The sequence below is a fragment of the Streptomyces sp. CC53 genome, assembly GCF_001865245.1.
Classification (GTDB): domain Bacteria; phylum Actinomycetota; class Actinomycetes; order Streptomycetales; family Streptomycetaceae; genus Streptomyces.
Genome location: NZ_MKXB01000026.1, coordinates 31,629 through 44,456, shown reverse-complemented (window position 1 = coordinate 44,456; position 12,828 = coordinate 31,629). Strand labels below are relative to the sequence as shown.

At 70.4% G+C, this 12,828-nt stretch carries 13 protein-coding genes and 1 pseudogene; 7 read left to right on the top strand and 7 right to left on the bottom strand.

All coding sequences use genetic code 11. From position 1 onward, the window contains the following. Positions 1–224: 224 nt before the first annotated feature. Positions 225–1,451 carry an NADP-dependent malic enzyme gene (locus BJP40_RS02385; RefSeq protein ID WP_071270620.1) on the bottom strand — a complete coding sequence of 409 codons (1,227 nt, stop codon included), beginning with the start codon at positions 1,449–1,451 and terminating at the stop codon, positions 225–227. A 693-nt stretch (positions 1,452–2,144) separates the two neighbouring features. Here BJP40_RS02385 and BJP40_RS02380 point away from each other — a divergent pair. The 3 genes from BJP40_RS02380 to BJP40_RS02370 are packed head-to-tail and all read left to right on the top strand — an operon-like array spanning position 2,145 to position 4,880. Next, complete coding sequence (locus tag BJP40_RS02380; RefSeq protein ID WP_071270617.1) at positions 2,145–3,137, top strand: ABC transporter substrate-binding protein; 993 nt, start codon at positions 2,145–2,147, stop codon at positions 3,135–3,137. Between the two features lie 46 nt (positions 3,138–3,183). Then, the gene (locus BJP40_RS02375; RefSeq protein ID WP_071270614.1) at positions 3,184–4,122 is read left to right on the top strand and encodes an amino acid ABC transporter permease; all 939 of its coding nucleotides are present in this window, start codon (positions 3,184–3,186) and stop codon (positions 4,120–4,122) included. Then, the gene (locus BJP40_RS02370) at positions 4,119–4,880 is read left to right on the top strand and encodes an amino acid ABC transporter ATP-binding protein (RefSeq protein WP_071278226.1); all 762 of its coding nucleotides are present in this window, start codon (positions 4,119–4,121) and stop codon (positions 4,878–4,880) included. Before BJP40_RS02375 ends, BJP40_RS02370 begins: the two co-directional genes overlap by 4 nt. A gap of 71 nt (positions 4,881–4,951) precedes the next feature. Here the strand turns inward: BJP40_RS02370 and BJP40_RS02365 are convergent, their stop codons facing one another. After that, a complete protein-coding gene (locus BJP40_RS02365; protein ID WP_071278224.1) occupies positions 4,952–5,713 on the bottom strand; it encodes a trans-aconitate 2-methyltransferase in 762 nt (253 codons plus the stop codon). An 84-nt stretch (positions 5,714–5,797) separates the two neighbouring features. Here BJP40_RS02365 and BJP40_RS02360 point away from each other — a divergent pair, with 84 nt between their 5' ends. Next, complete coding sequence (locus BJP40_RS02360) at positions 5,798–6,421, top strand: CGNR zinc finger domain-containing protein (protein WP_071278222.1); 624 nt, start codon at positions 5,798–5,800, stop codon at positions 6,419–6,421. Here BJP40_RS02360 and sodX read toward each other — a convergent pair. Next, positions 6,331–6,762, bottom strand: coding sequence for a nickel-type superoxide dismutase maturation protease (sodX, locus tag BJP40_RS02355; protein WP_071278220.1), 432 nt, complete (start codon positions 6,760–6,762; stop codon positions 6,331–6,333). The genes BJP40_RS02360 and sodX overlap by 91 nt on opposite strands. A 153-nt stretch (positions 6,763–6,915) precedes the next feature. Between sodX and sodN the strand changes: the two genes are divergently transcribed. Then, the gene (gene sodN, locus BJP40_RS02350; protein ID WP_071270599.1) at positions 6,916–7,311 is read left to right on the top strand and encodes a superoxide dismutase, Ni; all 396 of its coding nucleotides are present in this window, start codon (positions 6,916–6,918) and stop codon (positions 7,309–7,311) included. A gap of 339 nt (positions 7,312–7,650) precedes the next feature. Here sodN and BJP40_RS02345 read toward each other — a convergent pair whose 3' ends face one another. From BJP40_RS02345 to BJP40_RS02330, 4 genes are all read right to left on the bottom strand, one after another. Continuing rightward, positions 7,651–8,196 (bottom strand): HAD domain-containing protein, encoded by a 546-nt coding sequence (locus BJP40_RS02345; RefSeq protein WP_071278218.1) that lies wholly within the window; start codon positions 8,194–8,196, stop codon positions 7,651–7,653. A gap of 35 nt (positions 8,197–8,231) precedes the next feature. Beyond that, complete coding sequence (locus tag BJP40_RS02340; protein ID WP_071278217.1) at positions 8,232–8,924, bottom strand: class I SAM-dependent methyltransferase; 693 nt, start codon at positions 8,922–8,924, stop codon at positions 8,232–8,234. Between the two features lies 1 nt (position 8,925). Next, positions 8,926–9,837: a phosphotransferase family protein gene (locus BJP40_RS02335; protein WP_071278215.1), complete on the bottom strand. Its 912-nt coding sequence runs from the start codon at positions 9,835–9,837 to the stop codon at positions 8,926–8,928. 78 nt (positions 9,838–9,915) lie between these two features. Then, positions 9,916–10,665 (bottom strand): hypothetical protein, encoded by a 750-nt coding sequence (locus BJP40_RS02330; RefSeq protein ID WP_071278213.1) that lies wholly within the window; start codon positions 10,663–10,665, stop codon positions 9,916–9,918. A gap of 219 nt (positions 10,666–10,884) precedes the next feature. On the opposite strand from BJP40_RS02330, the pseudogene BJP40_RS02325 reads away from it, so the two are divergent. Together BJP40_RS02325 and BJP40_RS02320 are read left to right on the top strand one after the other, a co-directional pair. Continuing rightward, a pseudogene (locus BJP40_RS02325) lies at positions 10,885–12,239 on the top strand (tetratricopeptide repeat protein). Between the two features lies 1 nt (position 12,240). Further along, positions 12,241–12,771 carry an NUDIX domain-containing protein gene (locus tag BJP40_RS02320; RefSeq protein ID WP_071278212.1) on the top strand — a complete coding sequence of 177 codons (531 nt, stop codon included), beginning with the start codon at positions 12,241–12,243 and terminating at the stop codon, positions 12,769–12,771. The last annotated feature ends 57 nt before the right edge of the window (positions 12,772–12,828 follow it).

Here is a 12,828-nt window from a genome sequence, read left to right as displayed (position 1 = left end):
AAGGCGTCGGCGCCGTCGGCCGCCCCGCCACGCGCCGGTCGCCTGCGCGCGGGCCGGGCCCGCCGGGCGGCCGACGGCCTCCGCCCCGCCGGTGTGAGCCCGGGAAGCGGCAACGCGGCGGGCCGTGCCGCTGCCCCGGGTGGAGGCGCGGCACGGCCCGTGGTGGTGCGGTGCGCGCTGTGCGTCGGGGGCCGGGGTGAGGTGCGCCGGCCGCCCGGGACGGCTCAGCGGCGGGCGACGCCCTCCGCGCGGGCCGCGGCGGCGACGGCCGCCGTGACCGCAGGGGCGACGCGCTCGTCGAAGGGGGACGGGATCACGTAGTCGGCGGCCAGGTCGTCGCCCACCACGTCCGCCAGCGCGTTCGCGGCAGCGATCTTCATGCCCTCGGTGATGCGGGAGGCCCGCACCTGGAGGGCGCCGGCGAAGATGCCCGGGAACGCCAGCACGTTGTTGATCTGGTTCGGGAAGTCGGACCGACCGGTGGCCACGACCGCCGCGTACTTGTGGGCGATGTCCGGGTGGACCTCCGGGTTCGGGTTCGCCATGGCGAAGACGAACGCGTCGGGTGCCATGGAGGCGACCGCCGGCTCCGGGACCGTACCGCCGGAGACGCCGATGAAGACGTCCGCGCCGGCGAGGGCCGACTCCAGCGAGCCGGACAGGCCCGCCTTGTTGGTGAGCTCGGCGAGCTCCCGCTTGACCGGCGTGAGGTCCTCCCGGTCCCGGCTGACGACGCCCTTGCGGTCCGCGACCGCCACGTCGCCGATACCGGCCTCCAGCAGGAACTTGGCGATGGCGACACCCGCCGCGCCGGCGCCCGAGATCACCGCGCGCAGGTCGCCGAGGCCGCGCCCGGTGAGCTTCGCGGCGTTCCGCAGGGCGGCCAGCGTCACGATGGCCGTGCCGTGCTGGTCGTCGTGGAAGACCGGGATGTCCAGCCGCTCCTGGAGCCGGCGCTCGATCTCGAAGCAGCGCGGCGCCGAGATGTCCTCCAGGTTCACGCCGCCGAAGGAGGGGGCGAGCCGGACGACGGTGTCGACGATCTCGTCGGTGTCGGTCGTGGCGAGCGCGATGGGCACCGCGTCCACGCCGCCGAACTGCTTGAAGAGGATGGCCTTGCCCTCCATCACCGGGAGGGACGCCTCGGGTCCGATGTCCCCGAGGCCCAGCACCGCCGTGCCGTCCGTGACGACTGCGACGACCTGCGACTTCCAGGTGTAGTCGTGGACCAGCTCGGGGCGCTCGGCGATGGCGCTGCACACCTTGGCCACGCCGGGCGTGTACGCGAGGGACAGGTCGTCCTTGTTCCTGACGGGGACGGTGGACTGCACCGCCATCTTGCCGCCCCGGTGGAGGGCGAATGCCGGGTCGAAGGGCTCGTCCGACGGGGCGATCGGCGTACCGCTGCCGGTATCGCTGTCGCTGTGAGGGTTGACGATCTCCGCTGCCATATTGGGTTGACCCCTTAAGTCTTCATCGTTTGAGGGTTGCCACTCCTGGTTGAGGAGGGGTGGGCGGGCACCGCGTCCGCGCCCTGCTCCAGGCGGTTGGACCGCCCGGCAGGGGTGGGTACGGACGCGCGGGCGCGCCGCACAACGCGCCCTGAGCCCCGGATGAGGGGTGTAAGGATCCTTCTTACCCGACGAAGGGCACTACCGACGAGTAGGTTTCACGCGATCCCGCCCACAGGAGCGGACCCCCGCCCACAGGAGCGCCACGCGCCGGACGGTTCCGCGAAGGGCGGCGACGCGACCCTCCGCGGGGGATCCGGTCACCCTCCGTCACCTCGCGGAGCCGCCGGAGGGCCTTCCGCCGTGCGCGGAACACAGGAGGGCGGTGACATGACTCATAGGCGAATATCTGGACAAGTCAGCAGTACTTCCGGATTGCGGTCGCAATCCCGTCCGGATCGCGAGATCAACCGGAGGATTTCCGGCTGACCAGCCCCTCGTCCGCAGAAGGTTCGGCCTTGGTGGGCCGGGATGTTGAGGTTCAGGTATCACCCGTTACCCGATTTTGACATGCGTGAGCCCTTGTTACGGGTGGTCCGAATGGCAAGATGCCGTAATCACACGAGGTCGCGACACTCGAAGGTGTGTGCCCGACCTATAGGCATTCCTTTCACCCGCCGGAGGAACCCGACCATGACCGCAAGCACCACCCGCCGCTCGATCGCCGCGAAGACCCGGACGCTGCGGACGTCCCGGACCGCCGCGCTCGCAGCGACCGCGGTCGCCGGCGCCATGCTGCTCACCGCGTGCGGCGACCAGACCGCCAACAACGGTGCCTCCGACAAGGAGACCAAGGGCGCGGAGACCTCAGCCGCCCCGCTCGCCGACAAGCTGCCGCAGGCCATCCGCGACAAGGGCGTCATCAAGGTCGGATCGGACATCGCGTACGCCCCGGTCGAATTCAAGGACGAGGACGGCAAGACCGTCGGTATCGACCCCGATCTCGCCGCCGCCATGGGCAAGCAGCTCGGCGTGACGTTCGAGTTCGAGAACGGCACCTTCGACACGCTGATCACGGGTCTGCGCGCCAAGCGCTACGACATGGCGATGTCCGCCATGACGGACACCAAGGACCGCCAGGAAGGTGTCGACTCGGAGACCGGCAAGAAGGTCGGTGAGGGCGTCGACTTCGTCGACTACTTCAACGCCGGTGTCTCGATCTACACCAAGAAGGGCGACGACAAGGGCATCAAGGGCTGGGCCGACCTCTGCGGCAAGAAGATCGTCGTCCAGCGCGGCACCGTCTCCGAGGACCTGGCCAAGGACCAGTCGGAGAAGTGCACGAAGGACAAGAAGGACGCGATCACGATCGAGGCCTTCGACACCGACCAGCAGGCCCAGACCCGCCTGCGCGCGGGCGGCGCCGACGCCGGCTCCTCCGACTTCCCGGTCGCCGCGTACACGGTGAAGACCTCCGGCGGCGGCAACGACTTCCAGATCGTCGGCGAGCAGGTGGAGGCCGCCCCGTACGGCATCGCGCTCGCCAAGGACAACGCCCAGCTGCGTGACGCGATCAAGGCCGCCATGGACGCGATCATCGCCAACGGCGAGTACCAGAAGGTCCTCGACAAGTGGGGCGTCGCCGAGGGCGCCGTGACCGAGGCGAAGATCAACGGTGGTTCCTGAGTCAGGGCCCGGCATCCGCAGCACAGGCCACTGAGAGGCACCACCCGTGACAATCGACATCGAGAAGAAGGGCCCGGAGGGCGCCACCCCGCCCTCCGGCCCGGAGGCGATCAAGGCGATCCCCGTCCGCCACTACGGCCGGTACGTCACCGCCGTCGTCGCCATCGCCCTGTTCGTGGCGATCGTGTACGCGTTCGCCCAAGGCAAGATCAACTGGGACGCGATCCCCGAGTACTTCTTCGACGACCGCATCCTTGAGGGCGTCGGCCAGACCCTCCTGCTGACCGTCCTTTCCATGGCCATCGGCATCGTCGGCGGCATCGTCCTCGCCGTCATGCGGCTGTCGAAGAACCCGGTGACGTCGTCGATCGCCTGGTTCTACATCTGGTTCTTCCGGGGCACCCCGGTCCTCGTCCAGCTGATGGTCTGGTTCAACCTGGGCCTGGTCTTCGAGTTCATCAACCTCGGGCCGTTCTACAAGGACGAGTGGTCCGACTTCATGACGCCGTTCCTGACGGCGCTCCTGGGCCTCGGCCTCAACGAGGCCGCGTACATGGCCGAGATCTGCCGCGCGGGCCTCCTCGCGGTCGACGAGGGCCAGACCGAGGCCGCCCACGCGCTCGGCATGAGCCACAGCAGGACGCTGCGCCGCATCGTGATCCCGCAGGCCATGCGCGTCATCGTGCCCCCCACGGGCAACGAGGTCATCAACATGCTGAAGACGACCTCACTGGTGGCCGCGGTCCAGTACTACGAACTGCTACGCAACGCCCAGGACATCGGCCAGACGTCCGGCGCCCCGGTGGAGATGCTGTTCCTCGCGGCCTCCTGGTACCTGCTGATGACGTCGATCCTCAGCGTCGGGCAGTACTACCTGGAGCGGTACTACGCGCGCGGCTCCTCCCGCACGCTGCCGCCCACCCCGTGGCAGAAGGTCAAGAAGAACCTGCTGTCCTTCTCCAGCCGTCAGGGAGTCAAGGCATGACCGCCATGGTGAAGGCCGAGGGCGTCCACAAGTCCTTCGGCGCCGCACACATCCTCAAGGGCATCGACCTGGAGGTGCAGCGGGGCGAGGTGTTCTGCCTCATCGGCCCGTCCGGCTCCGGCAAGTCGACGTTCCTGCGCTGCATCAACCACCTGGAGCAGATCAGCGCCGGACGGCTCTACGTCGACGGCGAGCTCGTCGGGTACCGCCAGAAGGGCGACAAGCTCTACGAGCTCAAGGACAGCGAGGTCGCGCTGAAGCGGCGGGACATCGGCATGGTGTTCCAGCGCTTCAACCTGTTCCCGCACATGACGGCCGTCGAGAACGTCATGGAGGCGCCGGTCCAGGTCAGGCGCGAGTCCCGGTCCACCGCACGGGAGCGGGCGCTGGAGCTGCTGAACCGGGTGGGCCTGGCCGAGCGGGCCAACCACTACCCCTCGCAGCTCTCCGGCGGCCAGCAGCAGCGGGTGGCGATCGCGCGCGCGCTGGCCATGGAGCCGAAGCTGATGCTGTTCGACGAGCCGACGTCGGCGCTGGACCCGGAGCTGGTCGGTGACGTCCTCGACGTCATGCGCGACCTGGCCGAGTCGGGCATGACGATGGTGGTCGTCACCCACGAGATGGGCTTCGCCCGGGAGGTCGGCGACTCGCTGGTCTTCATGGACGGCGGCGTGGTCGTGGAGTCGGGCAACCCGCGCGACGTCCTGACCGACCCGCAGCACGAGCGGACGAAGGCGTTCCTGTCCAAGGTCCTGTGACGACGGCGAAGAGGGGCGGTACGGGTGCCGGGCACCCGTACCGCCCCTCTTCGCGTGCTCGGGGCCTCCGCCTACCGCAGGGCCAGGACCAGGGCGTCCGACGGCGACGCCCACACCGTCCTGGCCTCCCCGAAGCCCGCGTCCAGCAGCGCGCGGGTGTGCCACTGCGCCGAAGGGGTCTCGCCGTCCGCGTGCTCGCCGTAGATCGCGAACCGCTCGGCGGTCGGCCCGGCGAGCACCGGGTCCTCGGCGGCCAGCCGCCACCACTCCGCCCAGTCGGGCACGCCGTGCGCCTTGGCGCGGTCCATCGCGGCGTGCCGGTGGGCGCGTTCGGCCGCGTTGATGCGGGGAGTGGTCCCGTCGATCATGCGGTCGGCGTTCATGAACGCCCCGCCGTCCCGGACCACGCCGGCGAGCTGCCCGTACAGGGCGGCCAGGGGCCCGACGTTCAGCCAGTGCAGCGCGGTGGCGGTGAGCACGGCGTCGTACGGCCCGTCCGGCAGGAGCGCGGTCCAGCCGGGGTCGGTGAGGTCGGCCCGCACGAACCGGACCCGGCCGTCCCCGGCGAAGTACCCTTCCGCGATGGTCAGCAGGGCGGGGTCGAGGTCGACTCCCACGCTGGTGGCGTTCGGGAACCGTTCGAGCAGCCGCTTCGTGATACTCCCCGTGCCGCAGGCGAGGTCGAGCACCCGGGGAGCGGTCCCCACGCACGCCTCGACCATGTCGAGCATGACCCGGAAGCGCTCCTCCCGGTCAGGCATGTACCACTCCTGCTGGCGGTCCCAGCTGTCCTGCCAGGCCGCCCAGTCGGTGGTCGCGACGGCTTCGCCCATAACATCCTCCGTAACACCCCGATAGCGAGCGCATCCCTTACGCTTGACGTGTGGAACCCTAACCCGCCCCGGTAAGGACTACAAGTGGAACTGGCCCATTACTCGGACTACGCCGTGCGCCTGGTGAACACCGAGGAACCGGCACGCAGCACCGACGCGCTGACCTCCGTCGACGCGGTCCGCGCGCTCTTCGGCGAGATGACCCAGATGTCCCGTCGGGTGACGGACGCCGACGTGACCCGCTTCCGCGCGGTGCGGGGCAGGCTGCGGGCCGTCTTCACCTCCGCCGACGCGGGCGACCACACCCGCGCCGTCGACCTGCTGAACTCCCTGCTGCTGGAGTTCCCCGTGAGCCCGCAGATCTCGGGGCACGACCTCCTGGACGACGAGGGCCGCCCCCGCTGGCACCTCCACCTGGCGGAGCACCCGTCCAACGCGACCGCCGGGTACGCGGCGATCGCCGCCATGGGCCTGGCCTTCCACCTGACCGAGTTCGGCGCCGACCGGCTCGGCCTGTGCCAGGCGCCCCCGTGCCGCAACGCCTACCTCGACACGTCCACCAACCGCTCCCGCCGCTACTGCTCCGACCGCTGCGCCACCCGGGCGAACGTGGCGGCCTACCGGGCCCGCAAGCGCCTGGAGAGCGCCGGCACGGGCCGCACCGGCAGCGAGACGAGCCAGCCGAGCACCGCGAACGGCGAGCGCTGACGGCCCGGCCGGATCCCCCGGTACCGCAGCAGTGCCCTCCCCAGCAGCAGTTCGTCGGGCACCACCCCGAACACCCGGCTGTCGACACCCTCGGCAGCGGGGTTGTCGCCCAGCCCCCACCAGCCGCCGTCCCGCCGCTCCGCGAGCCGCTTGACGATCAGCAGGTCCTGCTGGAGCGGGTGCCGCAGCACGACCACCGCCCCGGGCCGCAGGGCCGCCCCGTACCGCACCAGCAGCAGGTCCCCGTGGCGCAGCGCCGGAAGCATGGAGGGCCCGGCCACCTCCGCGACCCCGAAGGGCAGCAACGGCCCCCGCGCCGACCGCTCGTCCTCCAGCGCCATGCGCACCTCCCGGCTGTCCCGTTGTCCGGTTCCTCCACGAGTCCCATGATCAACCCGGACTTTTGTCCTAAGCCCCCGGGGGCACTCGCGTAAACCCGTCTCTCACCGAGTAATGTCCCACCTGAGAAGACGATCACGAGGAAGGACAGCTTCATGCTCTCCCGCCTGTTTGCCCCCAAGGTGAAGGTCAGCGCGCACTGCGACCTTCCCTGCGGCGTCTACGACCCGGCCCAGGCCCGCATCGAGGCCGAGTCGGTCAAGGCCGTCCAGGAGAAGATGGCCGCCAACGACGACCCGCACTACCAGGCACGCGCGACGGTCATCAAGGAGCAGCGCGCCGAGCTGGCCAAGCACCACGTCTCGGTGCTGTGGAGCGACTACTTCAAGCCTCCGCACTTCGAGAAGTACCCGGAGCTCCACACCCTGGTCAACGACACCCTGAAGGCCCTGTCGGCCGCCAAGGGATCGACCGACCCGAAGACCGGTGAGAAGGCCCTGGAGCTCATCGCCGAGATCGACCGGATCTTCTGGGAGACCAAGAAGGCTTGATCTCCCTCCGGACGGCCCGACCCGCATCCCGCGGGTCGGGCCGTCCGGCTGTGCGGCCCCGCTGCACAGTCCGGCGCGCGGCCGCCGCTCGGGGCCCGGGTGGTGAGCCGCAACGGGATGACGGCGGAGGCATCGCCGGGGACCATGCGGGCTGCCTGGATCTCGGGCTGCCGGTGGTGACCGGCCTGGGCTCGGGAAGCAGGCGGACTTGCCGTCGCTTCTTGGTCCTCAGCACCGTGACTCTGGGCCAAGCCGCCACCCAACAGATCGGCGCCCGAAGCCGTCGACCCCGACAGCAGACGCTGCTGCCCCCACTGCAAGTGACGGCCTGGGCGTCCGTCACCGGGCACGTGCTCCCAGGAGCCGCGAGGCCCAGCACCTGACCTCGGCCAGGTGCTCAGGTTGCAGTCCGAGCAGTGGGTCCGGCTGCACGAGGGAGGTTGCCGCACCGCGGGCGGTTCGCTCCGCGGCCCATTCGTGATCGAGACTGGTGAAGTCGTCGTCGATCCAGACGGCAGGGGCCTCGCCCAGCCAAGCGTCGACGTGGTCGCGCTTCCACAGGTAGCCGTTGGGGTGGCTGGTAGCGATCTGCGGACGCGGCAGATCGAGGTGCGGCAGCGTCGGGAGGCCCAGGAGAGGCCCGATGAGGGCGGTGGCGTCCTGGCGCCAGCTGGTGCACCAGACGGGGTTGAACAGGCCGGTTCGGATCACGTCCGTGAGAAGGCGGCCGTGGTCGGGGTTGAGCCAGACGGTGACCGGGCTGTCGGCGCTGCGGCCGGTGGGGACGACGTCGTGGCGGGCGTGGCTGGCCGGGGTCGAGCCGTCCGCGTTGGGGAAGGGTATGAGGACGCCGTCGATGTCGAGGAGGAGGTAGGGCGGGCGCATCGGTTCCTCCGGGGGAGCCAGGGCGAATGACTGGGTCAGAGCTTGCGGGCGCGGATCAGCAGCGTGGTGGGCCAGTGGCCCATGCGGGGGTCGTTGAAATCATGGGCTGAGGTGAGCCAGAAGCCCGCCTGACTGAGGTGCTTCTCCCACCGGTCCGTGGAGAACTCCCAGCGGGCGATGGGTAGGCGGGTGCGATCGGGAAGAGTGACGAAGTCGCGGCGGGGCCGGTCGTCGCCCGAGGGGCTTCGACCGCCACGCTGCGGGTGCGGGACGGAGAAGGCGAGCACCCGGCCGGGCGTGAGGCGCTGGGCGATGGCCGGGAGCAGGAGCTCGGGGGCGACGAGGCCTACGCCACCGAAGACGGAGTAGATCGCGTCGAACTGCTCGTCGGAGGCGTGCAGGTAGTGCAGGGCGTGGCCGGCGACGAAGGTGAGGTTGTTCAGCCGTCCGTAGTGGGAGCGGGCGCGGCGGACCTGGAGGCCGACCAGGTCGACGCCGGTGACGTGGGCTCCGTGGCGGGTGGCGAGCTGGGCGGCGTTGTGGCCGGGGCCGCAGCCGAGTTCCAGGACTCGCTTGCCGCGCAGGTCGGGGCCGAGGATCTCGGCTCCGGGCCCTTGGCCGGGTCTCGTGGTCCATTCCATCCGAGCGGGTACAGCCAGGGGTTCGGCGAGTCCGGTGGCGGTGCGCTGGAGGGCGTGGGCGTGCCAGGGGGATGCCTGGGCGAGCACGTCAGATCTCCAGGAGGTGGAGGACGTCGGTGAGGTGGTGGCGAACGGCCTTGGTGTAGGCGGGGTCGGTGGCCGGGTCGTCGATCCAGCGGATGGACTGCTCCATGAACCACTCGACGGCCCACATACGGTGCCAGCCCAGGGCCCAGTTCTCGGCGGTGAGCCCGCCGCGCGGGACGAGGGCGTCGGGGGTGCCGCCTGCGGTGACGTACTGCTCCAGGAAGACGCGCAGGCGCACGGGGTGCGGCGGATCGATGGTGCCGTGCCAGCTGGCGAGGTCGAGCAGGCCGGGGCCGGTGAAGGCACGGGCGAAGTCGAGCAGCCGCCAGCCACGCTCGCCGATGTGGAGGCTGGTGGGGTGGAACTCCGAGTGCACCCAGCCGAACGGTTCCAGCGTCGCTCCGGCCGAGCGGGCCTCGGCGGCCTGGGCGATACGGTCGAGCGCGTCCTCGACGTCGTCGGCGTCCTGCCACCGGTCGGCCTTGCGCAGCCGTTCGAGGTGCTCCAGCGCCCTGGCCGGAAGTGCGCGCAGGCGCTCCTGGCCGAGGACGGGCAAGGGCGGAGCCGTACGGGTTCCGTGCAGGACCACGGCCGCGGCGACGCCGTCGAGGTCGTCGGCCTCGCGTACGGACGGTCCGAGGTCCTCCATGAGCATGCCTAGCCAGCCGTCCAGGACGGCGGAGGCGTGGACCTGGGGGACGGGGACGCCGAGGGTGTGGGCCAGGCGGCGGGCCTGGTCCTCGCTGTCGAAGGGCTTCTTGGCGTACTTGAAGATGGCGGTAGCACCGTCGGGGAAGGTCACGCGCTCGACGCCGGACATGGACCACACGCGTACCTCCTCCCGTACGGCGGTGGTCTGGCTGGCCACGGTGAGCAGGTTGTCGAGGAGTTCGGCGCTGGGGTTCGTGGTCACGGGAGGGCTCCGGGGATGGGTGGTGGCGTCCGGGGCGGGCGAGGGATGCCGGCCCGCCCCGGAGCCTGATCGAGTGGGTTACGCAGCGGGGTTCACGCGGTGGGCGTAGACCTGCTCGATCCAGCCCGCCTTGAACGCGGCGAGGTCGTCGCGGAAGGTCGCCATCGAGGCACCGTAGGGCGCGACCACGCCGCCGGACTGGTCCGGCACGGACTGGCAGCCGTGCACGAGCCGGCCGCCGAGCGCGGCGTGGGCCTTGATGGACTCGATCCGGCGGTGCTCGTTGAACCAGCCGCCGTGGTAGACCTCGTCGAGCATCCCGCCCATCTCGTCGTCCAGGTCGAAGACGACGGAGGTGGCGGCGGGGAAGAACCAGCACGGGCCGACGTTGGAGATGTGCCCGTCCAGCTCGACCTTGTTGAGCGCCATCAGCGTGGCGGCTTCGCGGAGCATCCGCAGGTGGTCGGCGGTGATCTGCGGCAGGCCGAGGCCGGCCAGGTGCTCGTCGCGGAAGAGGTACGCGTACACCTCGTACGCGGTGGTTAGGACGCGGGCGGCGTCGGAGGTGGACTCGCTGTGCTGCTTGATGAAGTCGAGCGCGAGCTGCTCGACCGCGCTCTCGGTCGTCTCGTCCGCGCCCAGGAGCTGGGACTTGACCAGCTCCCAGTCGGCGACGAGCCAGGTGTTCGACTCGAAGCGGAAGAAGTACTCGGCCGGGTCGATGGTGATGCGTCGGCCGTCGACCTGGATGCCGGGCAGGCGGCTCCAGCGAGGGTCGAACGCCTCGGGCAGCTCGACCGTGATGGCCGTGGTGTCGATGGTGGTCACCGTGTCTCCGTCTCTGATTGGCCGGGTTCGGGCATAGGGATGCCCGAGCCCGGTGTGGGTGTACGGAACTTCGGGGTGCCGCCCGGACCAAGGGGGAGCCTGGATCACGGTCGCGCCGTTCCGGGCGGCTGCTGATAAGTGAACCGGTGGTCACGCTCAGTGGGGTGGAGGGCAGTTGAAGCGGTATACGCGGTTTACAGCTCCGGAGTGGAGGCGATCGTGGCGGCGCAGAGAGAACCCAACTCCCGCCTGAGCGACGTCATCGCGGCGGTCGACTGCACCTACGAGGGCCTCGCCAGAGACGTGCGGCGCATCGCCGCCGAGAACGGCGAGATCCTCCAGACCAACAAGTCGGCCATCTCGCACTGGGTGAACGGCACCCGCGCCCCGTCCGGGCGGGTAGGTCAGTACCTGGCCGAGGCGCTGTCCCGCCGCGCGGGGCGCACGGTCACCCAGACCGAGATCGGCCTCCAGACCAGCGATGACGAAGCGCCGGCGGAAGCCGACCCCGTCCTCGCCGCCACCGACCTGGGCCGCGCCGACGTCGAGCGCCGCCGCTTCCTCGCCATCGCGGCCTTCACCACCGCTGGCGTCGCCATGCCGCTCGGATACGACCACGAAGCCACCGCCGCATGCTCCGCGCCCGTACCGGCACGTCCCTGGTCGGGGCGGAGGACGTGGACGTCGTCCGGCAGATCACCGCGGCCTTCAGTGCGGCCGACGAGCGCCTCGGCGGCGGGCATGGCCTGACCACCGTCACCGCGTACCTCGCCGACACCGCCGCCCCCATGCTGCGCGGACGCTTCCCCAACGAAGCCTTACGCCGGGCCGCCTTCGGCGCCGTTGCCGAACTCGCCTACCTCGCAGGCTGGAAGCACCACGACCTCGGCCAGGAAGGCGCCGCCCAGCGCTACTACCAGGTCGGCTACAAACTCGCCTGCGAAGCCGACCCCCACGGCCACGCCGCCTGGATGATGCGCGTCCTCGCCCACCAGGCCCTGAGCCTCAAGCAGCCCTACCACTGCGTCGACCTCGTCGAAGGCGCCCTACGCACGGGCCTCGGCCACGTCGACGGCCAGACCGAGGCCCTCCTCCACATCACCCACGCCCGTGCCTACGCAGCCACCAACGAGCACCCGTCGGCCGCACGCGCCCTACTCGCCGCCGAAGACGCCCTCCTCCGCGACGACGGCCCCCAGCCCAGCTACTCCCGCGTCAGTGGCCCCGCCGCCGGCACCGTGGCCAGCCACACCGCCCGCACCCTGACCGACCTCGCCGACCACGTCGGCACCGAACAGCAGCACCGAGACGCCCTCACCCGCTGGGACCCTGTGAAGTACAAGCGCGTCCACGCCCTCACCCACGCCGACCTCGGCGACAGCCTCGCCGCCCAGGCCCGCGCCGACGAGGCGGTCGCCGCCTGGACTCAGGCCCTGGTCCTGATGGAGGGCATGACCTCTGACCGCACCCGCAAGGCGATCACCTCGATCCGCTCCACCCTCGCGGTCTACCAGCGCCGCAAAGTGCCCGGCGCCGCCGATCTCGCCCGCCGCGCCCGCGAAGCCCTCGCCTAACATGCCCAACAACCTGCCCGACGAAGGGAACACCGTGATCCAGCAGACCGACGACCAGCCGAAGGCCCTCAAGCCGGCGCTCGAATCCATGACCCTGCTGGTCGCCGCCGTCATCGTCCACGACAAGACCACCAACCGCGTCGTTCTCCTCCAGCGCAGCGAAAACGCCAAGTTTGCCCAGGGCCTGTGGGACCTCCCCGTCGGCAAGAGCGAGCCGGGCGAACCGATCACCGAGACGGCCGTCCGAGAGCTGTACGAGGAGACCGGCCTCACGGTGAAGCCCGAGTCCCTCAAGGTCGCCCACATCATCCACGGCGCCCGGGGCGTCGAAGCCCCCAACGGCTTCCTCACCGTCGTCTTCGCCGCCCACGAATGGACCGGCGAACCCGAAAACCGCGAACCCCGCAAGCACTCCCAGGTCCGCTGGGTCGACGCCGACGCCATCCCCGAGAACTTCGTGGACACCACTTCAAGCGCCCTCCATCGGTACCTCGCGGGAGGCCCGGAGGTTTCCCTCAACGGCTGGAGGTAGAGGAGGACCCGTACCCCCGTAGGGACTGAAGGGACCGGTGTTGAATCTCCTCATTCA

What these genes read in the sequence shown, in the direction of transcription:
- BJP40_RS02370 (WP_071278226.1), top strand. Translation starts at nt 4,119, where the DNA reads ATGACCGCCATGGTGAAGGCCGAGGGCGTCCACAAGTCCTTCGGCGCC.
- sodX (WP_071278220.1), bottom strand. Translation starts at nt 6,762, where the DNA reads ATGGCGCTGGAGGACGAGCGGTCGGCGCGGGGGCCGTTGCTGCCCTTC.
- BJP40_RS02385 (WP_071270620.1), bottom strand. Translation starts at nt 1,451, where the DNA reads ATGGCAGCGGAGATCGTCAACCCTCACAGCGACAGCGATACCGGCAGC.
- sodN (WP_071270599.1), top strand. Translation starts at nt 6,916, where the DNA reads ATGCTCTCCCGCCTGTTTGCCCCCAAGGTGAAGGTCAGCGCGCACTGC.
- BJP40_RS02345 (WP_071278218.1), bottom strand. Translation starts at nt 8,196, where the DNA reads ATGCGCCCGCCCTACCTCCTCCTCGACATCGACGGCGTCCTCATACCC.
- BJP40_RS02320 (WP_071278212.1), top strand. Translation starts at nt 12,241, where the DNA reads ATGCCCAACAACCTGCCCGACGAAGGGAACACCGTGATCCAGCAGACC.
- BJP40_RS02365 (WP_071278224.1), bottom strand. Translation starts at nt 5,713, where the DNA reads ATGGGCGAAGCCGTCGCGACCACCGACTGGGCGGCCTGGCAGGACAGC.
- BJP40_RS02380 (WP_071270617.1), top strand. Translation starts at nt 2,145, where the DNA reads ATGACCGCAAGCACCACCCGCCGCTCGATCGCCGCGAAGACCCGGACG.